This window comes from Enterococcus sp. S53, from assembly GCF_016516865.1.
In the GTDB taxonomy this organism is placed as follows: Bacteria; Bacillota; Bacilli; order Lactobacillales; family Enterococcaceae; genus Enterococcus_D; species Enterococcus_D innesii.
Genome location: NZ_JACVUH010000004.1, coordinates 239,861 through 260,940, shown reverse-complemented (window position 1 = coordinate 260,940; position 21,080 = coordinate 239,861). Strand labels below are relative to the sequence as shown.

21 protein-coding genes and 1 other annotated feature are annotated in these 21,080 nt (G+C 43.6%); of the genes, 9 read left to right on the top strand and 12 right to left on the bottom strand.

Annotated elements, in window-relative coordinates; all coding sequences use genetic code 11:
- The first annotated feature begins 377 nt into the window (after nt 1–377).
- The 4 genes from IAE45_RS08165 (at nt 378) to IAE45_RS08150 (ending at nt 5,641) form a co-directional block, all read left to right on the top strand.
- Complete coding sequence (locus tag IAE45_RS08165) at nt 378–1,067, top strand: response regulator transcription factor (RefSeq protein ID WP_008376963.1); 690 nt, start codon at nt 378–380, stop codon at nt 1,065–1,067.
- Nucleotides 1,057–2,265: a sensor histidine kinase gene (locus IAE45_RS08160; protein ID WP_005232945.1), complete on the top strand. Its 1,209-nt coding sequence runs from the start codon at nt 1,057–1,059 to the stop codon at nt 2,263–2,265. The genes IAE45_RS08165 and IAE45_RS08160 overlap by 11 nt, the downstream gene beginning before the upstream one ends.
- A 35-nt stretch (nt 2,266–2,300) precedes the next feature.
- Nucleotides 2,301–2,498, top strand: a binding site (T-box leader).
- Between the two features lie 57 nt (nt 2,499–2,555).
- Entirely contained in the window at nt 2,556–3,833 is a 1,278-nt protein-coding gene (gene serS / locus IAE45_RS08155; protein ID WP_077453275.1) for a serine--tRNA ligase, read from the top strand.
- A gap of 287 nt (nt 3,834–4,120) precedes the next feature.
- Entirely contained in the window at nt 4,121–5,641 is a 1,521-nt protein-coding gene (locus tag IAE45_RS08150) for a polysaccharide deacetylase family protein (protein ID WP_200125755.1), read from the top strand.
- A 71-nt stretch (nt 5,642–5,712) separates the two neighbouring features.
- Here IAE45_RS08150 and IAE45_RS08145 read toward each other — a convergent pair whose 3' ends face one another.
- Nucleotides 5,713–6,339: a TetR/AcrR family transcriptional regulator gene (locus tag IAE45_RS08145; protein WP_005226247.1), complete on the bottom strand. Its 627-nt coding sequence runs from the start codon at nt 6,337–6,339 to the stop codon at nt 5,713–5,715.
- 85 nt (nt 6,340–6,424) lie between these two features.
- Between IAE45_RS08145 and IAE45_RS08140 the strand changes: the two genes are divergently transcribed.
- A complete protein-coding gene (locus tag IAE45_RS08140) occupies nt 6,425–7,126 on the top strand; it encodes an ABC transporter ATP-binding protein (protein WP_077453270.1) in 702 nt (233 codons plus the stop codon).
- A 9-nt stretch (nt 7,127–7,135) separates the two neighbouring features.
- Entirely contained in the window at nt 7,136–9,841 is a 2,706-nt protein-coding gene (locus IAE45_RS08135) for an FtsX-like permease family protein (protein ID WP_081117584.1), read from the top strand.
- A 158-nt stretch (nt 9,842–9,999) separates the two neighbouring features.
- Here the strand turns inward: IAE45_RS08135 and guaB are convergent, their stop codons facing one another.
- The 11 genes from guaB to IAE45_RS08080 form a co-directional block, all read right to left on the bottom strand.
- Nucleotides 10,000–11,484, bottom strand: a complete 1,485-nt coding sequence (gene guaB / locus IAE45_RS08130; protein ID WP_074535545.1) for an IMP dehydrogenase — start codon at nt 11,482–11,484, stop codon at nt 10,000–10,002.
- Between the two features lie 202 nt (nt 11,485–11,686).
- Nucleotides 11,687–12,379 carry a DUF1129 domain-containing protein gene (locus IAE45_RS08125; RefSeq protein WP_005226251.1) on the bottom strand — a complete coding sequence of 231 codons (693 nt, stop codon included), beginning with the start codon at nt 12,377–12,379 and terminating at the stop codon, nt 11,687–11,689.
- A gap of 71 nt (nt 12,380–12,450) precedes the next feature.
- The gene (gene ychF, locus IAE45_RS08120) at nt 12,451–13,551 is read right to left on the bottom strand and encodes a redox-regulated ATPase YchF (RefSeq protein ID WP_081117585.1); all 1,101 of its coding nucleotides are present in this window, start codon (nt 13,549–13,551) and stop codon (nt 12,451–12,453) included.
- A gap of 8 nt (nt 13,552–13,559) precedes the next feature.
- Nucleotides 13,560–13,748, bottom strand: a complete 189-nt coding sequence (locus IAE45_RS08115; RefSeq protein ID WP_005226253.1) for a DUF951 domain-containing protein — start codon at nt 13,746–13,748, stop codon at nt 13,560–13,562.
- 10 nt (nt 13,749–13,758) lie between these two features.
- Nucleotides 13,759–14,649, bottom strand: coding sequence for a ParB/RepB/Spo0J family partition protein (locus tag IAE45_RS08110; RefSeq protein ID WP_005226254.1), 891 nt, complete (start codon nt 14,647–14,649; stop codon nt 13,759–13,761).
- The gene (locus tag IAE45_RS08105) at nt 14,639–15,403 is read right to left on the bottom strand and encodes a ParA family protein (RefSeq protein ID WP_005226255.1); all 765 of its coding nucleotides are present in this window, start codon (nt 15,401–15,403) and stop codon (nt 14,639–14,641) included. Before IAE45_RS08105 ends, IAE45_RS08110 begins: the two co-directional genes overlap by 11 nt.
- Before the next feature lie 11 nt (nt 15,404–15,414).
- Nucleotides 15,415–16,131: a 16S rRNA (guanine(527)-N(7))-methyltransferase RsmG gene (rsmG, locus tag IAE45_RS08100; protein WP_081117586.1), complete on the bottom strand. Its 717-nt coding sequence runs from the start codon at nt 16,129–16,131 to the stop codon at nt 15,415–15,417.
- A 298-nt stretch (nt 16,132–16,429) separates the two neighbouring features.
- Nucleotides 16,430–17,200: an Asp23/Gls24 family envelope stress response protein gene (locus IAE45_RS08095; protein WP_081117587.1), complete on the bottom strand. Its 771-nt coding sequence runs from the start codon at nt 17,198–17,200 to the stop codon at nt 16,430–16,432.
- 24 nt (nt 17,201–17,224) lie between these two features.
- Nucleotides 17,225–17,416, bottom strand: a complete 192-nt coding sequence (locus tag IAE45_RS08090; RefSeq protein WP_005226258.1) for a DUF2273 domain-containing protein — start codon at nt 17,414–17,416, stop codon at nt 17,225–17,227.
- Nucleotides 17,417–17,423: 7 nt separating this feature from the next.
- Nucleotides 17,424–17,993, bottom strand: coding sequence for an alkaline shock response membrane anchor protein AmaP (gene amaP / locus IAE45_RS08085; protein WP_005232936.1), 570 nt, complete (start codon nt 17,991–17,993; stop codon nt 17,424–17,426).
- A 38-nt stretch (nt 17,994–18,031) separates the two neighbouring features.
- On the bottom strand, nt 18,032–18,925 hold the full coding sequence (locus IAE45_RS08080) for an SDR family oxidoreductase (protein WP_008376956.1): 894 nt from the start codon (nt 18,923–18,925) through the stop codon (nt 18,032–18,034).
- 256 nt (nt 18,926–19,181) lie between these two features.
- On the opposite strand from IAE45_RS08080, the gene IAE45_RS08075 reads away from it, so the two are divergent.
- From IAE45_RS08075 to IAE45_RS08065, 3 genes are all read left to right on the top strand, one after another.
- Nucleotides 19,182–19,634 (top strand): DUF2188 domain-containing protein, encoded by a 453-nt coding sequence (locus IAE45_RS08075; protein WP_081117588.1) that lies wholly within the window; start codon nt 19,182–19,184, stop codon nt 19,632–19,634.
- A 350-nt stretch (nt 19,635–19,984) separates the two neighbouring features.
- Nucleotides 19,985–20,452: a DUF5626 family protein gene (locus tag IAE45_RS08070; protein WP_081117589.1), complete on the top strand. Its 468-nt coding sequence runs from the start codon at nt 19,985–19,987 to the stop codon at nt 20,450–20,452.
- A 16-nt stretch (nt 20,453–20,468) separates the two neighbouring features.
- Nucleotides 20,469–20,987 (top strand): helix-turn-helix domain-containing protein, encoded by a 519-nt coding sequence (locus IAE45_RS08065; protein WP_081117590.1) that lies wholly within the window; start codon nt 20,469–20,471, stop codon nt 20,985–20,987.
- Nucleotides 20,988–21,080: the final 93 nt, after the last annotated feature.

Here is a 21,080-nt window from a genome sequence, read left to right as displayed (position 1 = left end):
TTTTAAAATTGCGACTTCGTTATAATATCATCTGTCGAGCTGTGCGTCAACTACTTTTTTCAATTCTTTTTAGGAATTCAATTAGTCATTTGGCACATGTAATAATATACCAAGACTTGCGCTATTCGTCAACCATAAAATGATTGATAGACCAACGTTTCTAGTTACTCCGTTTCCAAAGATGATTCGTGATTTTTAGTCCGTGATTTCCGCCTTTTTTAAGGACTTTTTCCGTTATTATTTGCCTATCGTTCGTCTTTTTCCTTTTTGTGTTTTCTTAATTCCTATCATTCTTATAAATTTAAGTATGATTTTATCTATTTTGTGGAATATTTGCTAAAATGGAGAAAAGAATATTGTTCCTAGGAGGACCCAGTATGAAAATACTTGTAGCAGATGATGACAAAGAGATCGTAGAACTATTAAGCATTTATTTACACAATGAAGGTTATGAATCGGTCAAAGCATATGATGGAAAAGAAGCACTGACCAAGATCCGCACCACTTCTGATATCGAACTATTGATCTTAGATATCATGATGCCAGAAATGGATGGCATGCAAGTCGTGAAAGAATTGAGAAAAGAATCCCAAATCCCTATTATTATGCTAACCGCTAAAACAACCGATATGGATAAGATTCGTGGATTGGTCGCCGGTGCGGATGATTATGTCACAAAACCTTTCAATCCATTAGAAGTTATGGCCCGGGTAAAATCGTTATTGAGAAGAACCAAGATGCAGGCTGCTTCAAATCAACCAGAGATTCTGGAAGTAAGCTCTCTTATTATCAATCGCGATTCCCATGAAGTAAAAACCGTCGATGGCAACGAAATTCAATTGACTGCATTAGAATTTGGTATCCTCTACTTACTGGCATCGCATCCCAACCGTGTCTTTAGCGCCGATGAGATTTTTGAACGAGTTTGGAAACAAGAAAGTGTCGTTTCTGCCAAAACAGTTATGGTCCATGTCAGTCACTTACGAGATAAGATCGAAGAAGCCACGGATGGTGAAAAAGTCATCCAAACAGTATGGGGGGTCGGCTACAAAATAGATGCGAAGTAAACCAACTGAAAAAAAGCGCAACACACCAATCGAAAAAAAGAAACGGATCACGTTGACCTCAAAGGAAATCAGTGAGTTATTTGCCGAAGGAATTGTAACAATTGTTCTTTTACTTCTATTAAATATCGCTATTTTGGTCATCTTGACCTCAATCGTTGAAAATTCACCAGATTTAGTTGATGCCATCTACGCTTCGAAGAATGCTTTCACATCTGCCTTTAATACAGATATCTTCCGCAGTGGGCGCAACTTCATTCTACCGATGTTCTTCCTATTAGATGTGATCGTCTTATATTGGCGTTTGATTCGCCGCTACCATCAAATGCAGCTACGCCACATTATCAGTGAGCTTCATTTTATTGCGGAAGGCAATTACGATCATCGCATCCCCTTCGAGTTACGGGGCGATTTAAGTCGGATCGTGTCTAATATCAATGGCTTAGTCGACAGTACGGTGGCGGCGATTGAAGATGAACGCCGGATCGAGCAATCCAAAGATGAGCTGATTACCAATGTTAGCCATGACATTCGGACACCACTGACTTCGATCATCGGCTATTTAGGTCTAATTGAAGATCGACAATACCATTCAGAAGAAGAATTGCTGAAATATACCCATACGGCGTATGTCAAAGCCAAACAAATGAAATCCCTCGTCGATGATTTGTTTGAATACACAAAAGTGCGCCAGCCTAGCGTGCCGATCAATGTGATGGAATTTGATATGGCTCAGCTAGTGGAACAATTGGCGGCGGACTTTGAATTAGAAGCTAGCCGAAAAGGTATCAAGATTGAAACGTACACCCGTCCAGAGCATATCGAAATGGATGGCGATACCGAAAAACTGGTGCGAGTTTTCAATAATTTGCTGTCAAATGCCTTGAAATATGGCAAAGGCGCCGATAAGATCCGCATGGAAGTCGAGAAAGTCGGGACCGAAGCGATCTTAACAGTCAAAAACAATGGGCAAATGATCCCTAAGCAAGCCCTTGATTCTCTATTCGACCGTTTCTACCGAGTGGAAGAATCCCGCTCTCAAGAAACAGGAGGAACTGGCTTAGGTCTAGCGATCGCTCAAAGCATCGTCGCCTTACATGGCGGCTATATCTATGCCAAGTCAACGCCGGAATGGACGTCCTTTATTATCCATCTCCCGTTGAAACGCAACAACTTATCCAACACACAAACCTATGGTTGACGACCCAACATTTTTTGGGTATGCTAGAGAAAATAATCAAGGCACAGAACCTAGTATATTTTTTTCATCTGTATAGAGAGCTGATGGTTGGTGAAAATCAGTGTTGGAAAAAATAGAATCCAGTTCTTTAACGTGTATTTTTCGAAAGAAAAATCGTTGGCTCACGATACGAGCAGCAAGGGCAGCGCAAGCTGAACTTGGGTGGCACCGCGAATGGTCATTTCGTCCCAAGCAATACGGGATCGGAATGGCCTTTTTTCTATGGAAAAATCAAAGGAGGATGTATCACTATGTTAGATGTAAAAATGATTCGCCAAAATTTTGCTGAAGTACAAAGCAAACTCGCAACACGCGGCGTGCAAAAAGAAGTGTTGGACCGCTTTTTAACGCTTGACGAACGTCGCCGAGAACTCTTAGTCCAAACGGAAGAACGCAAGAAATTGCGCAACGATGTTTCTGGTGAGATCGCTGCCTTGAAACGGGCGAAAGAAGACGCGGCAGATAAAATTGCCCAAATGAAAGAAGTCGGTAGCCAAATCAAGCAATTGGATGAAGAAATCGCCCAAATCGATGAAGACATCAAAGAGATCGCCACGACATTGCCGAACTTGCCGAATGATTCTGTTCCGGTGGGCAAAGATGAAGACGACAATGTAGAAGTCCGCCGCTGGGCAGAACCAAAAACCTTTGACTTTGAACCAAAACCCCATTGGGAGATCGCAGAAGACTTGGGGATCCTCGACTTTGAGCGGGGTGCCAAAGTTTCTGGTAGCCGTTTTGTTTACTACAAAGGCTTAGGTGCTCGTTTGGAACGTGCCTTATACAACTTCATGTTGGATCAGCATGTTTATGAGCATGGATATACAGAGATGATCACCCCGTATATCGTCAACAGCCAAGCAATGTTCGGTACTGGGCAATTTCCGAAGTTCAAAGAAGATGTTTTCCAATTGGCAGACACTGATTTGACTTTGATCCCGACTGCGGAAGTACCTTTGACCAACTACTATCAAGGGGAGATCTTAGAACAAGAGCAGCTCCCTGCCTACTTCACTGCCTTGAGCCCATCATTTCGTTCGGAAGCCGGCAGCGCTGGCCGTGACACTCGCGGCTTGATTCGCTTGCATCAATTCAATAAAGTCGAAATGGTGAAATTCAGTGATGCAGAACATTCTTATGAAGAATTAGAAAAAATGACGGCTAATGCCGAAGATATTTTGCAAAAACTCCATTTGCCTTACCGTGTGCTTAGCTTGTGTACAGGAGATATGGGCTTTTCTGCAGCGAAGACTTATGATTTAGAAGTATGGATCCCTGCCCAAGAGATGTATCGTGAGATCAGCTCTTGCTCAAACTGTGAAGACTTCCAAGCACGCCGTGCCATGATCCGTTACCGCGATCAAGAGGGCAAGATTCACTACATGCATACACTAAACGGCTCTGGTCTGGCTGTCGGTCGGACGGTGGCTGCAGTGCTTGAAAATTATCAAAACGAAGACGGCAGTGTAACGGTACCGGAAGTTCTGGTTCCTTACATGGGCGGACTGACAAAAATTGAAAAAGCCTAAGCCTTAGTAACCTCAGTAGCAACCCCTAGAGAACAGTCACACCGCGTGAACGTTCCCTAGGGGTTTTCTTGTTCACGTCGCCTGTAGTGGTTTCCATCCCCCCTAACCACTTTGATCACTTCTTGCAAGAGAAACAACGCAACAAGGTTGTAATTTTTAAGCGAATAATTAGAAAAATCCCTTTGTCTTTTTAATCCTCTATCAGAAACCGGGCATGATCGTTGAAAGTGCCTGTGACTTATGGTAACGTGGGCATAATTTAGGATGGAATGAAGGGAGCTTCACCAATGCCCGAACGAAAGACCTATGCCCGTCGGAGTGACTTACACAAGAAACCAAACAATAATCAAAAACGAACAACATCAGCTGAAGAAAGACCGAAAGGACCACCCTCGAAAAAGAAGCCGTATCGAAAAGCAATTTTTTCCTTATTCGCCTTATTATTGATCGTTTTGATCGCAACGGCTGGCTCAGTCCTTTACACGTTGCACCAACAAGAAGTTGCCGCCAAAGCAAAATATGAGGCAGCTGCGGAGAAATTATTGGCATCAATCCAAGCAGAACAAAGCCAAAATGGGTTAAAAACAACGCCTGAAGTGCTCTCAGAAGGAGCAAACAAAGAACTGATCTACCGCCCGCAAGACCTCGATACGTTTCCCATCAAAGATATCAAAGATCGGTTGACGAAAGCCGCTGAGTCATTGCGCAAAAAACAAACGGAAAAAGAAGTCGTCACCGTTGCCCGTATCCAAGCACAAACAGTAGCTGCAAAAGTCTCTACCTATTCATTAAAAGCCGACAGCTATGTATGGAATCGAGAAACCGGTCGTTTTGAAGATGCTGATCGTTTAACAGATGCACCGATCTTTGTTTCAGAGAAGACACAAACCGAATTGTCTTTGAAAGAACTGGTTCCTGATGAAGGCAGCTTATTAGGTATTCAACAAGTCATTCAACAGAAACTGCTGGATCAAGCTAAGGAACCCGCAAAAATCATCGACGCCGTCTTGGCCATGGAGCGGATCACCTTCGATTCGAAATTTACTTATGATCCAGAGAAGCTGACCATCGAATTGCCAAAAAATCAGACGGGAGCGACGGAAATCACCCTGTCTTACAGCGAGATCGCCCCATTCATTGATCCTGATCTCGTGGCTGCTGACCAACTCGACAATGCCTTGCCAAGTCTTGACCCCAATAAAAAATACGTGGCATTGACCTTTGATGATGGACCCAACAACACCTCCACCATGGATCTGTTGAACATCTTACAAGAAAATGATGTCAAAGCGACCTTCTTTATGCTAGGACAAATGGTTGAGCAATATCCGCAAGCTGCCAAAAAAGTCCAAGAAGCTGGACACGAGATCGCCAGTCATTCTTACTCTCATCCGCAGCTGAATACTCTTTCAGCGGAAGATTTGCAGGCAGAAGTCACGAAAACCAATAAAACCATTTACAATGCGACGGGTTTACTACCTAGGAATTTACGGCCACCTTATGGCGCTATCGACAAACAAAGCGCAGAAACCATCGGCATGCCGATCATTCAATGGGACATCGATTCTCAAGACTGGAAATTGAAGGATCCGAAGAAAATCAATGCCTTGGTTCAACAAAATGTCTTTAATGGTGCCATGATCTTGATTCATGATATCCACCCGAAATCCGTGAAAGCTGTACCGGGAGTCATTAAAACGCTCAAAAACGAAGGCTACGAATTCGTGACCGTCGATCAATTATTAGGCGCACGGCAAAAACCGTTGCATCAATACTTTGGGATGAACGATGAACGCCTCGTTGATTAAATAAAAAAAGGAACGCAGCAAATTGTCTCTTGCTGCGTTCCTTTTTGGTTATCGGATCGTTCCCTCTTTTTTTAGCCCTTCTTTTCCTCATACACATTGGTCACAAAAATTTGGATCAACAGTTCAGCGACAGCTTTTGGCGGCATCGTTGAGAAATCTTTGAGCCAGCGTTCGATCAACCCGATAGACCCGCAGACAAAAAAGCTAAGACACAGTTCCAATTCTTCCTCGGAAGCATCTTGAAAGTATTGGGCAAACCGTTTCAAGGTCTCCGGTTTGATCTCTGACAACAAAAGATTCAGCAAATGGCTGTTGTTTAACAAAATCAAATGGGTCGTACTAGGATTCTCATACAAAATCGTCAACAGCTTTTCCAACCAAAGATCCAATGACAAATTTTCCTGCTGCAAGTTCGATGCGATCTGCTCAACAAGCTCCCCTTCGATCTCCTCCAACAACGCGGCCGTATCCTTATAATATTTATAAAATGTTCCTCGGTTGATATCGGCTCGTTCCGCAATCTCTTTGATCGTGATTTTGCGGTACTCTTTTTCCAACAATAACTCCTGAAAGGCGCGTCGGATCACTTTTTTCGAGTAGATCGTTCGACGATTCCCCACAGTCCCCACCATATCGTTTCCCCTTTTCTCTGTACATTTGATCAATATTTGTCTATTTAATGACAAATACGTAAGCATTGAGGATTGCTCTTACTTTTCTTTCTTAGTATACTAACACCATGTGATTAAATCAACACGTGTTTAAAAAATGGAGGCTTTATTAATGAGTTATGTTGAAGTAAAGAATGAATATAAACGCTATCAGATGGGCGAAACCACCATCACTGCCAACAACGATCTTTCCTTTGCCATTGAAGAAGGCGAATTAGTGGTGATCCTTGGACCCAGTGGTGCCGGAAAATCGACCGTTTTGAATATTTTAGGCGGGATGGATTCGCCAGATGAAGGTCAAATCATTATCGACAATGTCGATATCGCGAAGTTTAACGACAAACAGCTGACGGAATACCGCCGCACAGACGTCGGGTTCGTCTTCCAGTTTTATAATTTGGTCCCGAATTTGACAGCAAAAGAAAACATTGAATTGGCAACAGAAGTCTCACCGAATGCACTCGATCCTGATGAAGTCTTGGCCCAAGTCGGGTTAGAAAACCGCAAAAACAACTTTCCTTCGCAGCTCTCTGGTGGAGAACAGCAGCGGGTATCGATCGCTCGGGCGTTAGCCAAAAACCCGAAACTGCTTCTATGCGATGAACCGACTGGTGCCTTGGACTTTGAAACAGGAAAACAAGTGTTGAAGCTTTTGCAAAACGCTAGCCGGAAAAATGGCAATACGGTGTTGATCATCACCCATAACAGCGCCATTGCCCCGATCGCCGATCGGGTGATCCATATCAACGATGCCACTGTCCGTTCCATTGAAGAGAATCCTCATCCCATCTCGATCGATGAAATCGTTTGGTAGGAGGATCTGATGAAAAATAAGACCTATCTTAAAGCAAGTTTGCGAGAGATTCGCCAATCAAAAGGCCGCTTTATCGCAATCACCTTGATCATTTTTTTAGGAACGTTTCTCTTTGTCGGTGTCAAAGCGACCGGCCCGATCCTGAATCATTCCGCGAGTGAATATGTCAACGGCCAGCATTTAGCGGATCTGCAAGTCACTTCAACCCTGGGATTGACAGAGGACGACATTGATGCCGCGGAAAAAAGCGGTGCTCACGCAGAAGCCGCCTATCAATTTTATTACGCTGCCAACTCAGATGAAGTCGTGCAAGTGACCTCCTATGATCCCTCACAGGAACTCAACCAGTTACTGGTGAAGGATGGCCGACTGCCAGAAAAAGCCGATGAAATCGTGCTGGACACCGAAGCAAAAAACTATGGCTGGCAAATAGGGGATACTTTTACGATCGATGATGCCGATAATCTGTCGGACAAAGACTATACGATCGTTGGGTTCGCCACCTCTCCGATTTATATCAGTGCTGCCGAACGGGGCTATGCGAATGTCGGCAGCGGTGTCGTGACGTACTTTGCTTATGTACCGGAAGAACAGTTCACGATGGAGGTCAAATCGATCCTTTATCTCGCCTTTGATGATGTCGCTGGGCTTGAAACATACTCCGATGCTTACACCGACAAGATGGCAGCCCATCAAGAAACGATTGAGGAACTGTTTGCGGATCGCCCTAAAGAACGCTTAGCAGAAATTCAGCAAGACGCTTTTGATGAATTAGCCCCTGCAGAAAAAGAAGTCCGCGATGGACAAAAACAGTTAGCTGATGGACAAGCCCAACTGGATCAGGCCAAAGCGGAACTAGAACAACAGCAAGCCGCCTTGGCACAGCTGCCGCCCGTACAACAAGCAGCCCTCGAAGGCCAATTGGCAGCTGGGGAAGCAGAATTGACACAGCAGCAAGACCAATTAGATGAACAGCAACAAGAACTAACTGACGCCCAACAAACACTGGCAGAAAAACGGGCAGAGATCGAAGACTTGGCAGAGCCGACGTATCTTTACAACCAGCGCAAAGACAATCCCGGTTTCCAAGAATATGGTGGGTTGTCTGATCGTATCGCCGCGATCGCCAATGTGTTCCCAGTCTTCTTCTTCTTTATCGCTGCGTTGATCACCTTTACGACACTGACGCGGATGGTAGAAGAAAACCGCAAAGAGATCGGCACCTTAAAAGCGATGGGCTATGGCAAAGTCGAGATCTCCCTTAAATATTTGATTTATGCCCTCCTTTCTTCGGCCATTGGCATTATTAGTGGGGCCGTATTAGGAACCGAACTGTTGCCGCGTTTGATCTATTTCCTATCCAGCGAACGGTATCTTTTAGACGGGATTCGCGTCTATTATGTCTGGTCACCAATTATTTTGGCCGCGATCGCCTTTTTACTGGCGACGCTTGGTGCCTGCCTCTTTGTTCTGATCAAAGAATTGCGGGAAAAACCTGCCCAGCTACTGCAAGTTCGCGCACCAAAACCTGGGAAACGGATTTTATTAGAAGCCATTACCCCCCTATGGTCACGGTTAAGCTTCAATCAAAAAGTCAGCTTCCGTAACATTTTCCGCTACAAATCGCGAATGATCATGGCGATCATTGGCATCGCCGGTTGTACAGGACTGATGGTGGCAGGCGTTGGGTTGAAAGATTCCTTAAGTGCTGTGACTGCGAAACAATTTGGACCCATTACGGATTATCAAGCCGTCGTGACCTTAAATGATGCGAAGGAAGAAACCGTTGCTGCCGCTGAAACGGTTTTAACAGACGATCCTCTTGTGACCCATTCGATGCTAGTCTACAATGAAACGATCGAGATTCGACCGGCTAACCAAGGAAAACAAAGTCTGACCTTGATGGTTCCGGCAGATCAGGATGCTTTTGCAGACTATGTCCATTTGAAAACGACGGCAGGACAGAAGCTGTCATTAACAGAGGGTGCCGTGCTGACTATGAAGTACGCAGAATTGTATGATCTGCAGGTTGGCGATACATTGACCTTCTATACCAGCGATCAAGAAGCCTTTGAAGTACCTATTAGTGGCATCGCAGAAAATTATTTAGGCAATTCTCTTTATCTGTCACCAACCGTTTACGAAGAAATCACCAATAGTACCTTTGAACCGAATGCGTTCTTAGTCAAAAGCAAGACGATGACGAAAAAGCAAGAGGAAGCTTTATCAACAGCCTTGTTAGATACCGACAAAGTCAAAAACACGACGTTCCTTTCCACTCAGATCAAAATGCAGGATGATTCGATGGGCAACTTGAACTCCATTGTCTTGATCTTAGTTGTATTATCAGGGGCATTAGCCTTTGTCGTCTTGTATAACTTGACCAACATCAATGTTTCCGAGCGGATTCGCGAACTTTCTACCATTAAAGTATTAGGGTTTTACAATAAGGAAGTCACCATGTACATCGTACGGGAAAATATCGTCTTTACGTTATTTGGGATTCTCGCAGGCTACGTGGTAGGTTACTTCTTGACTGACTTTATTTTGATCCAAGCTTCGATGGAAAACATGGTCTTTCCATTAGTGATCAATTGGCCGGCCTATGCTTTAGCCGGCGGCATGACGATTCTCTTTACGATCATCGTGATGTACGTCACCCATGTGAAACTGACTCATGTCAACATGATCGATGCATTGAAATCAAACGAATAAGCTGCTGCTAAAGCGATTTGCTGATCATCCAGCAGCGATTTTAAAGAAAAGGACGCCACTCTTGCCTAGATAGCTGAGAGTGACGTCCTTTTTTGAACAAATAATCCCCTCTGTCCGCTTTTGAACAGAGGGGATCGTTTGTTTTCACGTGAAACATTTTATGATTTTACAGAGTAGTTTGGTGCTTCTTTCGTGATTTGAACATCGTGGGGATGTGATTCTTTTAGTCCGTTGCCGCTCATTTGGATGAATTGTGCTTCATCACGTAATTGCTGTAGATTGCCAGCACCGACATAACCCATCCCTGATTTCAACCCGCCGATCATTTGGAAGATGATATCAGAAACGCTGCCTTTATAAGCGACACGCCCTTCAATGCCTTCTGGAACCAATTTGTTGGCTTCGTTTACGCCCCCTTGGAAGTAACGGTCGCTGGAGCCTTTTTCCATTGCCCCCAATGAACCCATTCCGCGGTACGTTTTGAAGCGACGGCCTTGATAGATTTCGAATTCACCTGGTGATTCATCGGTTCCTGCCAACATGCTACCTAGCATTACGGCATGACCGCCAGCTGCTAAAGCTTTGACGATATCGCCAGAGTACTTGATCCCACCATCGGCAATGATTGCTTTTCCGTATTGACGTGCCACAGAGGCTGCATCATAGATCGCGGTCAATTGGGGAACTCCGACACCGGCTACCACCCGAGTGGTACAGATCGAGCCTGGACCGATCCCGACTTTTACGACATCGACACCAGCATCATACAATGCTTTCGTGCCTTCGGCAGTGGCAACATTTCCAGCAATCAATGTCGCTTCTGGGAAATGGGCACGAATTTCAGAGATTTTGCGTAAAACACCGGCACTGTGTCCGTGGGCAGTATCAATGACGATCGCATCCACGCCTGCATCCAATAATGCTTGTGCACGTTCAAAGGTATCGCTGGTAACGCCGACTGCTGCTGCCACTAATAGGCGTCCATGCGTGTCTTTGGCTGCATTCGGGAATTCGATCACTTTTTCAATATCTTTGATAGTGATCAACCCGCTTAAGATCCCTGCTTCATCAACGATCGGTAATTTTTCGATCTTGTGTTGTTGTAAGATTTTTTCCGCGTCTTTCAACGAAGTACCGACAGGTGCTGTGATCAATTGGTCTTTGGTCATCACATCATTGATCGGCATCGTATAATCCGTGACAAAACGCATGTCGCGGTTCGTGATGATACCGACTAATTTGCGGTTTTCCATCGTTTCTACGATCGGTACCCCACTGATGCGGTACTTGCTCATCAAATGTTCTGCATCAGCAACTAAGTGGGTTGGTGTTAAGAAAAACGGATCGATGATCACGCCGCTTTCAGAACGTTTTACTTTGCGCACTTCATCTGCTTGCGCTGCGATACTCATGTTTTTGTGAATCACGCCAAGTCCGCCTTGACGCGCCATTGAGATCGCCATTTTACTATCAGTTACGGTATCCATACTGGCACTTATGATTGGAATATTTAGTGTAATATTCGGGGCAAGCTGCACTTTCATATCCACGTCATTTGGCAAGACGTGACTTTCTGCCGGAATCAATAAGACATCATCAAACGTTAACCCTTTTTTTACAAATTTGGTTTCCCAGTTGGACATTTTTGTAACCACTCCTTAAAGTTTTTAGGTATTTTAAAAAAAATAGCAAAGATTTTTTCATAAGTCAACCATTCGGAAAGCTTTCTTAATAATCCTCTTCAAACCTTTGGTCAAATCTCATAATTCGCCATTTTTTCTAAAAAAACACGTTGATCGTGCGGTCTTTTTTAACAAAAGAAGGCGCACGATCAACGTGTAGCCATCAGCCTCTAGGAACAGACAGACTGCTGATGATATTGTATTTGCGTTTCAAGTAGTACTTCGCTGCTAATGCCACTGCCCCGATCAAGGCTTCAATCACAGGATCCACTTGTGGATTCAATGGTGGTTGGATCATCGCAGAAAGCGAGATCACAACGATCCATAGCATGAAGGCTGCGACTAAAATCAAAATGATCTTCCACATCTTCGGCCGTTTGCTCTTATCAGCACCCGGGCGTTCATATTGATACATGTATTTGTACATCAAGTAGAAGACCCAACCAGCAAGCATCGCCATCAAGAAGAGGGTCAATAAGCCATAAGGTTGTGCTTGTCCTCTAGTAAAGATTCCCATAACCCCTAACATCAACCCAAAAATCCCTAAAATCAGCAAGGTGTTATCCAACCACATCAAGAAGGGGCCGGATTCTTTTTGCTCAACGGGTTTGTTGATGATGGCTTCGGTACGTTCAGACACTGTGCCAAATAATTGGCGGGCCGTTTTGCCGCCTTTTTGTTCTTTGACTAAGACCGGCAGCATCTCATGCAAGGCAATCGTTTTTTCTTCTTCAGAAAGGTTGGCTGCCTCTAGCGATTTTTTTAAATCAAATATATATTGTTGGTTTCGTTTTGTTAATTGTTGTTCTAATTCACGATTTTCGGAAACATAATTTCGCAGAGTTTCTGGTTCCATGAATTGATTCTCCCTTCTGCGTTTTCTTCACAATGGACATTTTACCACAAATTCACTGGGAAGAAAGCCCTTTATACGTTAAAACGGAACAACATCACGTCGCCATCTTGCACGACATAATCTTTTCCTTCCAAACGTACCCGACCGGCTTCTTTGGCCGCTTGCATCGTGCCGTATTGGTTCAGATCTTCAAAGGAAACAGTTTCCGCACGAATAAAGCCGCGCTCAAAGTCCGTATGGATGATCCCCGCTGCTTGCGGTGCTTTGATGCCTTTACGGAACGTCCACGCACGCACTTCTTGTTCACCAGCGGTAAAGTACGTTGCTAGACCCAGCAAATCATAGGCGGCACGAATCAATTGATCCAACCCTGATTCTTCAATTCCTAATGCTTCTAAAAACTCTGCTTTGTCTTCTTCGTCCAGCTCAGCGATCTCTTCTTCAGCACGAGCACTGATGACGATCACTTCCGCATTTTCGCTTGCTGCAAATTCTTTCACTTTGTTGACATAGTCATTGGTTTCATAGTCTGCGACGTCTTCTTCTGCTACGTTGGCAACGTATAAGACTGGTTTGGTCGTTAGTAAAAACAAACTTTTGACGATGCGCTGTTCTTCATCTGTAAATTCGATCGAACGAGCAGAGATCCCTTCTTCTAGGACCGGTTTGATCTTATCAAGAACGGCCAGTTCCGCAACCGCATCTTTGTCTTTGGTTTTGGCAATTTTTGCGACCCGAGTATAGCGCTTGTTGACGGATTCTAAATCCGCTAAAACCAACTCCAAGTTGATGGTGTCGATATCAGCTAATGGGTCCACGCGGCCTTCCACGTGGGTGATGTTGTCGTCGTCGAAACAACGAACGACATGACAGATCGCATCCACTTGGCGGATATGGCTCAAAAATTGGTTACCTAATCCTTCCCCTTTGCTGGCACCGCGGACGATTCCAGCAATATCCGTAAATTCAAAGGTGGTTGGGACCGTCTTTTTCGGACGGACTAATTCTGTTAAACGCTGTAAGCGCCAATCTGGCACTTCCACCATTCCTACATTCGGATCGATCGTCGCAAACGGGTAGTTTGCGGCTTCTGCTCCTGCTTTGGTTATTGCATTAAATAAAGTAGATTTGCCCACATTTGGCAATCCAACGATTCCGGCAGTTAACGCCATGCTTCACTTCACTCTTTCTCTTTTTTTTCTAGGATTTTCTTCATCTTTTTATCAAATTCTCGGCGCGTCATCATGACGATGTGGCCGCAATTCGTACACTTTATTTTGATGTCTGCCCCCATACGGATGATTTCCCAACGATTGGCTTTGCAGGCATGCGGTTTTTTCATTTCGACAATATCCCCAAGATCATACATCTTTATCACCTCAAGCTTCATCAAATTGAATGTTCAATAAATCTAAAATACGGGTTAAATCTTTTTGTGAAAGGTATTCGATCTCGATTTTTCCTTTGCCTTCTTTTTCGCGGATCTCGACATTCGTGCCGAATTTATCCATTAACCGTTCTTCGCTTTCTCGTAAATAGTACGGTTTTTCCCGAATCAGACGCGGCACTTTTTTCTTTTCGTTTTTCGTGTCATTCATCTCAGCGACCATTTGTTCTAATTGGCGGACTGTCAGATTTTCTTTGACACAACGATTGGCTAATTTTAAGATCTGTTCTTTGTTTTTCAAGCCTAATAATGTCCGGGCTTGCCCCATAGACAAACGGTCATCTTGAACCATTTCTTTGACGAGTTTCGGCAAGGACAGTAACCGCAAATAATTGGCGATATACGGGCGGCTTTTCCCTAAACGTTCAGCGACTTGTGCTTGGGTCAATTTCAAGTTCTTCATCAACATGTCATAGGCTTCTGCTTCTTCTAAAGGATTTAAATCTTCCCGCTGCAAGTTTTCTAAAACGGCGACTTGCATCATCGCTTCTTCATCAAAATTGCGGATGATGGCGGGGATCGTTTCCTTGCCAGCTAGTTTAGACGCTCGAAACCGGCGTTCACCAGCAATGATCTCATAGCCTTTGACGGATGATTGCCGCACGATGATTGGTTGAAAGACCCCCGAATGCTGGATCGAATTGGCTAGTTCTTGTAATGAAAGCTCATCAAAGGTTTTTCGCGGTTGATAAGGGTTGGGTCTTAATTCGTTTAAAGGCAGTTCAACGACTTTTTCTGTCTTGATATCGACTTCTTCTAACCCTTGCAGATCTTGAAACAACGCATCGATCCCACGCCCTAATCCTTTCCCTTTATTCTTCACGGGCTAACACTTCCTTTGCTAACGTCTGATAGACTTCGGCTCCTTTTGAGCGTGGATCATAATCAATGATCGACAATCCATGACTAGGTGCTTCAGACAAACGGATATTCCGCGGAATAATGGTTTCATATACTTTTTCTTGGAAATAGCGACGGACTTCTTCCACGACTTCCGCGCCTAAGTTCGTACGGGCATCATACATCGTCAGTAAGACCCCTTCGATCTCTAACTCAGGGTTAAAATGTTTTTGTACTAAACGCACGGTATTCAATAGTTGGCTCAGCCCTTCTAATGCATAGTACTCACATTGGACTGGGATCAAAATCGAATCGCTGGCGGTAAAGGCATTGATCGTCAAATGACCTAAAGATGGCGGGCAATCGATAAAGATATAATCGTATTGTTCTTTGATTTCATTCAAAGCCGATTTCAATCGAGATTCCCGTGCCATCATGGAGGTCAATTCAATTTCCGCACCAGCTAATTGGATCGTCGCTGGAACGATATCCAAGTTTTCTCGGCTGCTAGGTAAAATCGCTTCAACGATCGGTGTTTCATTGACTAATACATCATAGATGTCTTGTTCCACATCTGGTTTGCGAATGCCGACACCGCTTGTGGCGTTGCCTTGGGCATCAATATCTACGAGTAACACTTTTTTGCCGACAAATGCTAAGGACGCACCTAGGTTCACCGTTGTGGTGGTTTTGCCTACGCCGCCTTTTTGGTTTGCAACTGAAATAATACGGGCCATTGATTTTCCTCCTATTTAATTGGTTGTTTCGCTGGCATTCCCGGTTTGCGGGGGTATTTCTTTGGCGTTTCTTTTTTCTTTTGAATGATCAAAAGATGGCGTTCATCGCCGCTGACCGGTAAGGTAAAGCTTTTTTCTTCAATAAATTTGCCGCCTAAGAGTGAGATCGCTGGTTTGGCTTCAACCAGTTCTTCCTCGCTTTTGGCAGCTTTGAGCGCATAAAAATAGCCTGCTTTTTTCACCAATGGCACACAGAGTTCCGTTAACACATTCAAACGGGCAACCGCACGAGCGGTCACATAATCGAATTGCCCACGAAATTGCGGGTTTTGACCAAATGTTTCTGCACGGTCATGGTACAAGTGGACATTTTCCAATTGTAGATCCGTCACAAGGGTTTGTAAAAAGGTGATGCGCTTATTTAAAGAGTCGACGATCGTCACTTCTAATTCAGGAAACACGATTTTTAGTGGAATACTTGGAAAGCCAGCACCTGAACCGACATCGCACAAATGACTTTGCGGGTCAAGGGCGGTTTCAAAAGCTAAGGAAACAGAATCGTAGAAATGCTTCAAATACACTTCTGATTTTTCCGTGATTGCGGTTAGATTCATCTTCTGATTCCATTCGACTAAACGCTCGAAATAGACAGCGAATTTTTCCATTTGTTCTTCGGTTAAAACGATCCCGTTTTTGCGTAATTCTTCATGAAATTCTTCAGGTAGCATAACGAATCCTTTCTATTTTGTGAAACAGAAAAATGTTTCACAGACTAGTTCCTACTTTAACGCAAAAAGCAATGTGATGCAATAGCCAGACATTGCTTTCTAGGAGAATTTACCATTTTTTAACTGGGGCTTTAAGGTTGGTTTAAGGCAGAGGAATTATACTCATTTCAATCCAAAAAACTTTTTTCATTTTTCCTTGACCAGCAAGGCTGCCAACCTTGCTGGTCAGCTTTTCTTCGCAAAGAAACAAGCATTGATCTCAGGATCAATGCTTGTTTTTGTTTCATATGAAACTTTTTTATTTCACGCGAGGTTCGTTGTATTCTTCGATACGATCAGACGCGCGGGAAGCCGCATGTTTGGCTTTGTTGGTTTGACGTGAAGCGAAGTCGCCGGTTTTAGAAGCAGCTGACGTTACTTTGTCTTGAACCGTTTCTTGTTCCTCTTCGTATTCAGCGATCGTTTTTACATCTACAACGTTGATGTTAACTTCGATCACTTCTAATTGGGTCATTGTTGTTACTTCTTTTTGGATGACTTCTTTGACTTGGTCAGCGATTTCTGGGATGTTGCGGTCATATTCAACCACGATATCTAAATCAACGGCTACTTGTTTTTTCCCAACTTCGGTATTGATACCGGCAGTCACATTGTCTGTATTGACCAATTTTTCAGCAATATTAGAGAAGAAACCACCATCGACCGTCAACAGACCATCTACATTTTCTAATGCGATCCCGATGATTTTTTGGATCACTTTGTCATCATAGGTCAATGAACCATGAACGGGTGCATCCCCGGTTGGTCCTTCAAAATCGTTGTGGCCAGGTTTTGGCGGTGCTGGATGATGTCCGGCTGGATCTGGATTTCCTGGTGCTGGATGATCCCCTGGTTTTGGTCCATTTTGTTGTCCTGCTACTGCTTTTTCAGCATTTGGTACCACTGGATCAGGTGATTCAGTCATTGGAATCGCATTTTCATTGGCTTGATGATTGGTGTTGGGAACCACTGGATCTGGATGTGCACTGACATTTTTTTCATTGTTTAATTCGTTTTTATCGTTATTCATTAAAAATTCCTCCTATAAAATACGTTATTGTTGGTTAAAAAATTCGTCGATGATACCGGTACGTTGGAGATACAATCCTAGCGCAAAACCCAAACCTGTTAGGAGTAGAATCAGCAATGTTTTGAAAAAACCGATCGTTACAAACAACACAGCCAGAACAAGGCCGATTGCTCCAAAAATCAATGGGATTTTGTATTGTTGTAGTTCGTTCATCATAGCCCTCCTATTCTACTCGCGGGTTTTCCGGAGTCTCATTTTGTTCAAAATTCGCGTAATTGACTTCGACTTTGACTTTTTCACTTGAGCCAAGCACTCGTTGGACATCTTGTTGGATTTCCGCCATTAAGTTTTCGGTTTTGCCAACTAAGGCAGACGTCCGTTTCAAGCGGCCTTTGATTTTGATTAAAATTCGATTTTTGGTCGCCTTGACATGCACTTTTGGTCCTTCAACAAATTCTTTTTCATTTACTTTCGTACGTACAAGTCCTTCGATCGCTTTCTTATCGATCGTCAATGCGCCCTTATCCTCTTTCAAAACAAAGGTTGTTTTAGTTTTTGGATAAAACAGCACGACTAAGATCACGATCAAGAATACGGCGATTAAAACAACGGCTACCCAAAACATATATTGACGCATAAACAAGTTGTCAAAGAAATACGTGACGACATTGCCTCTGCTGTCCAAACCAAATGGCAGCTGCATGTAAGGATTACTCATTAAAACGATTGGTAATAAGACAGTGATAAAGATCAACGAAACGATGATTGATACGATTTTCCACCCTTTACTCATAGGACACCTCCTCCTTTTTCTCCGATTTTTTGATAAGCTTACAAGTTGATGGCTTCTCCGCCGGTAACACCATAAATCTGTGCTGTCACATAGCTAGCTTTATTGGAAGCTAAAAAGACATAGACGGGTGCCAGCTCAGCTGGTTGTCCTGCCCGCTCCAGTAATGCTTGCTGACCAAATTCAGGCAGCTTGTCTTGCGGTTGGCCATGATCTAACTGTAATGGTGTCCAGATTGGTCCTGGGGCTACCCCATTGACCCGAATCCCTTTTTCAGCAAATTGTTTCGCCAAGCTAACTGTAAAACTGGCGATCGCCGATTTGGTTGCCGCATAATCCATTAAATGAGCACTTGGACTAAAGGCTTGGACAGAAGTCGTTGTAACGATCGCTCCCCCAGCCGGTAAGTGTGGCTCAGCAGCTTTGACTAATGCAAACATTGAGATAATGTTTACCATAAAGGTGTCTTTCACTTGTTCAATCGGTAATTCTGCAATCGATGGCCGCGTGATTTGCTGGGCTGCGTTCAATACTAATGTATCTAACCCACCCAATGCTGCCACCGCTTTGTCAACGATCTCTTGTGGTGCCGCTTCGTCTCGCAGGTCATAGGGTAGCAAGATCACTTTACGTCCGGCTTCTTTGATGTACCCTGCAACTTCTTCGGCATCTTCTTCTTCACCTGGGAAAAAGTGTAGAGCAATGTCTGCTCCTTCTCGGGCGAAGGCAATCGCTGCTGCTCGTCCGATCCCAGAATCCCCACCGGTAATCAGTACCCGCCGGTTTTCTAACTGTTGACTTCCCTCATAAGAGTCTTCACCACAATCAGGTTTTGGTCGCATTTCTTCTTGTAAAGCAGGCGTATCTTGTTCCTGTTTGCTGTATTTACCCGTGTGATAAAGTTCCCGTGGATCAGTCAAAATAGGTTCACTCATTCTTACGTCCTCCTTTTCTCTATAATAAAATTCTAAACCATTCATTTTTTTTTGGGAAATATAACGCTTTGTTAACAAAAATAAATCCTCGTTTATTAGAAAATGAAAAAAGAAAGTGCCCTCATTTTTGACCAAAAGCAAATGATTTCCCTTTTTTATAGAAGGGCGTAAACTAATAAGTAGTAACTGGTGGTGCCTGAAAAAGGACGCCCCTTAAGAAAAAGACCTTGGATCAAGAAAAAGGAGGAAACAAACAATGCCTTGGAATGTCCGTGATTATCCTGCATCAATGAAGAACTTAGACCCCTTAGTTCGTAAAAAAGCGATCGATATCGCCAATGCCCTGCTAGCCGATGGCTATTCTGATGATCGGGCAATCCCCATCGCCACGAGTCAAGCAGAAAAATGGTATGACAATGCAGATGAAGAGGAGAAAAAAGCTTTTCAGAAAGAGAAAAATCCGCAAAAAGACGATGCCCATCAAACCAATAAGAATGCGAAAAACTTAATGGATGCGGATGTAGAAGTTGTGTATGAAGACGACCAATGGCAAGTCCGTTCCAAAGGGGCCAAACGTGCCAGTGATCATTTCGATAAGAAAGCAGACGCCATCGCCCGTGCCAAAGAAATCGCCGAAAACAAAGAATCCGTGGTGAACGTTTATAAGAAAGACGGCGACCATCAAAAGGATATTGATTTGAGAGAATAAAATTGGCTGCAAAAAAGCGGAAGGAGGCCTTACGTTTGTCGTTTTAACGGCGTGAAACGTTGCCTACTCTTTCGCTTTTTTGTTTCCTTTCACAGCTAGGTTTAGTGAAAACTAAAGCAACGGCTTCTTTAACGTTTCTCTTTAAAAGCAGCGGTTCGTTGTCAGAAACCTAAAAAACGAAGACCATTTGAATGAACTATTACTTTTAAAATTTCTCGACATCCTAAAAAGTAAGCCGATGAAATGCTGATTTAGCAACAACTGTAAACCATCCGTTACCCCTGTAAACTAGCTTGTGCTTTCTTTAACTAAATAAACCTTGTATACTTGAATTATCAAAAGTACAAGGAGTGGTGTTTGTGAAAAAATTATTTTTTGTGCCGTTTATTTTTATTTGTTTCCTCTTTGCTCTCCCAGCTGCCGCCCAGACAGTGGAAGAACCAGAACTCGTTTATGACCTAGCATCAGATAGTCCCTATGAGCAGCTGATCACGGTAGATGAAGAAGGCAATGAGGTGATTTTGACCATTGAAAAATTGCCGTCATTCCGAGCAAATCTGGCAGCGGGAACGTATCGTGTGTCAAAAACATCCGCCGGTAATTGGACCGCTAGTTATAATGTAACGGTCAATAGCCGCAATCAATTTACAGGCACTTCGAATTTAAGTTTAGTTGCTCACAGAGGAAGTATCACTTCTAGTTCATTAACTCACACGTCCACCAAAGCCACCTGTACGTTTAAGCAAAAAGCAGGTATAATCACTACCAATGGGAGTGTCGTAACCACGATCTCAAATGGGAAGCTAGTTGTTAAATAGCAGATAGGAGCATACATTGGCTTTAGCAGAACAATTAAAAAGCTGTCGCGAGTCTTCGGGATTGTCGCAAACAGCAGTCGCAGAAAAATTACAGATTTCACGCCAGTCGATTTCGAAATGGGAAAATGGGCGCGGCTATCCAGATATTGAGAATTTGATTTTGTTGAGTGATCTCTATCAAGTCTCGATTGATGAGCTTTTACGTGAGAACGAAGCCTTAAAAGAGCGGATCGAAACCAACAATCAAGAAATCAGCGACAAGAAAGAAAAATTGTCGTTACTCCAAAGAACGATGGCAGCAGATAAAGATGAAAGTCTGCTCTTGCTACTGTTAGCTGGAATCGGCTCATTTCTCTTTCCATTAGGTTTGATTTTAGATGGCTTTGTCTTATGGCGTAACAAAAAGGCCAATAATTTTTATGTATTGATCTATATCGTCTGTGCCTTCTCGATTTTCTTGAATTTGTACGATGGCTATGTCCATCTCAGCAACATCATGAACTGGGGAACCACTACGATTGAAAAAGTGGAATAATTCAATTGCTAACACAAAAAGCCCGCTGCGAATTGTTTTCGCAGCGGGCTTTTGACACTCTATTTACCATTTATAAATTGGTTTTTCAAAGAA

Excerpts from the sequence above, each read along its gene's own strand:
- IAE45_RS08165 (WP_008376963.1), top strand. The coding sequence starts at position 378 with ATGAAAATACTTGTAGCAGATGATGACAAAGAGATCGTAGAACTATTA.
- IAE45_RS08160 (WP_005232945.1), top strand. The coding sequence starts at position 1,057 with ATGCGAAGTAAACCAACTGAAAAAAAGCGCAACACACCAATCGAAAAA.
- serS (WP_077453275.1), top strand. The coding sequence starts at position 2,556 with ATGTTAGATGTAAAAATGATTCGCCAAAATTTTGCTGAAGTACAAAGC.
- IAE45_RS08150 (WP_200125755.1), top strand. The coding sequence starts at position 4,121 with ATGCCCGAACGAAAGACCTATGCCCGTCGGAGTGACTTACACAAGAAA.
- IAE45_RS08145 (WP_005226247.1), bottom strand. The coding sequence starts at position 6,339 with ATGCTTACGTATTTGTCATTAAATAGACAAATATTGATCAAATGTACA.
- IAE45_RS08140 (WP_077453270.1), top strand. The coding sequence starts at position 6,425 with ATGAGTTATGTTGAAGTAAAGAATGAATATAAACGCTATCAGATGGGC.
- IAE45_RS08135 (WP_081117584.1), top strand. The coding sequence starts at position 7,136 with ATGAAAAATAAGACCTATCTTAAAGCAAGTTTGCGAGAGATTCGCCAA.
- guaB (WP_074535545.1), bottom strand. The coding sequence starts at position 11,484 with ATGTCCAACTGGGAAACCAAATTTGTAAAAAAAGGGTTAACGTTTGAT.
- IAE45_RS08125 (WP_005226251.1), bottom strand. The coding sequence starts at position 12,379 with ATGGAACCAGAAACTCTGCGAAATTATGTTTCCGAAAATCGTGAATTA.
- ychF (WP_081117585.1), bottom strand. The coding sequence starts at position 13,551 with ATGGCGTTAACTGCCGGAATCGTTGGATTGCCAAATGTGGGCAAATCT.
- IAE45_RS08115 (WP_005226253.1), bottom strand. The coding sequence starts at position 13,748 with ATGTATGATCTTGGGGATATTGTCGAAATGAAAAAACCGCATGCCTGC.
- IAE45_RS08105 (WP_005226255.1), bottom strand. The coding sequence starts at position 15,403 with ATGGCCCGTATTATTTCAGTTGCAAACCAAAAAGGCGGCGTAGGCAAA.
- rsmG (WP_081117586.1), bottom strand. The coding sequence starts at position 16,131 with ATGCTACCTGAAGAATTTCATGAAGAATTACGCAAAAACGGGATCGTT.
- IAE45_RS08095 (WP_081117587.1), bottom strand. The coding sequence starts at position 17,200 with ATGAATAACGATAAAAACGAATTAAACAATGAAAAAAATGTCAGTGCA.
- IAE45_RS08090 (WP_005226258.1), bottom strand. The coding sequence starts at position 17,416 with ATGATGAACGAACTACAACAATACAAAATCCCATTGATTTTTGGAGCA.
- amaP (WP_005232936.1), bottom strand. The coding sequence starts at position 17,993 with ATGAGTAAAGGGTGGAAAATCGTATCAATCATCGTTTCGTTGATCTTT.
- IAE45_RS08080 (WP_008376956.1), bottom strand. The coding sequence starts at position 18,925 with ATGAGTGAACCTATTTTGACTGATCCACGGGAACTTTATCACACGGGT.
- IAE45_RS08075 (WP_081117588.1), top strand. The coding sequence starts at position 19,182 with ATGCCTTGGAATGTCCGTGATTATCCTGCATCAATGAAGAACTTAGAC.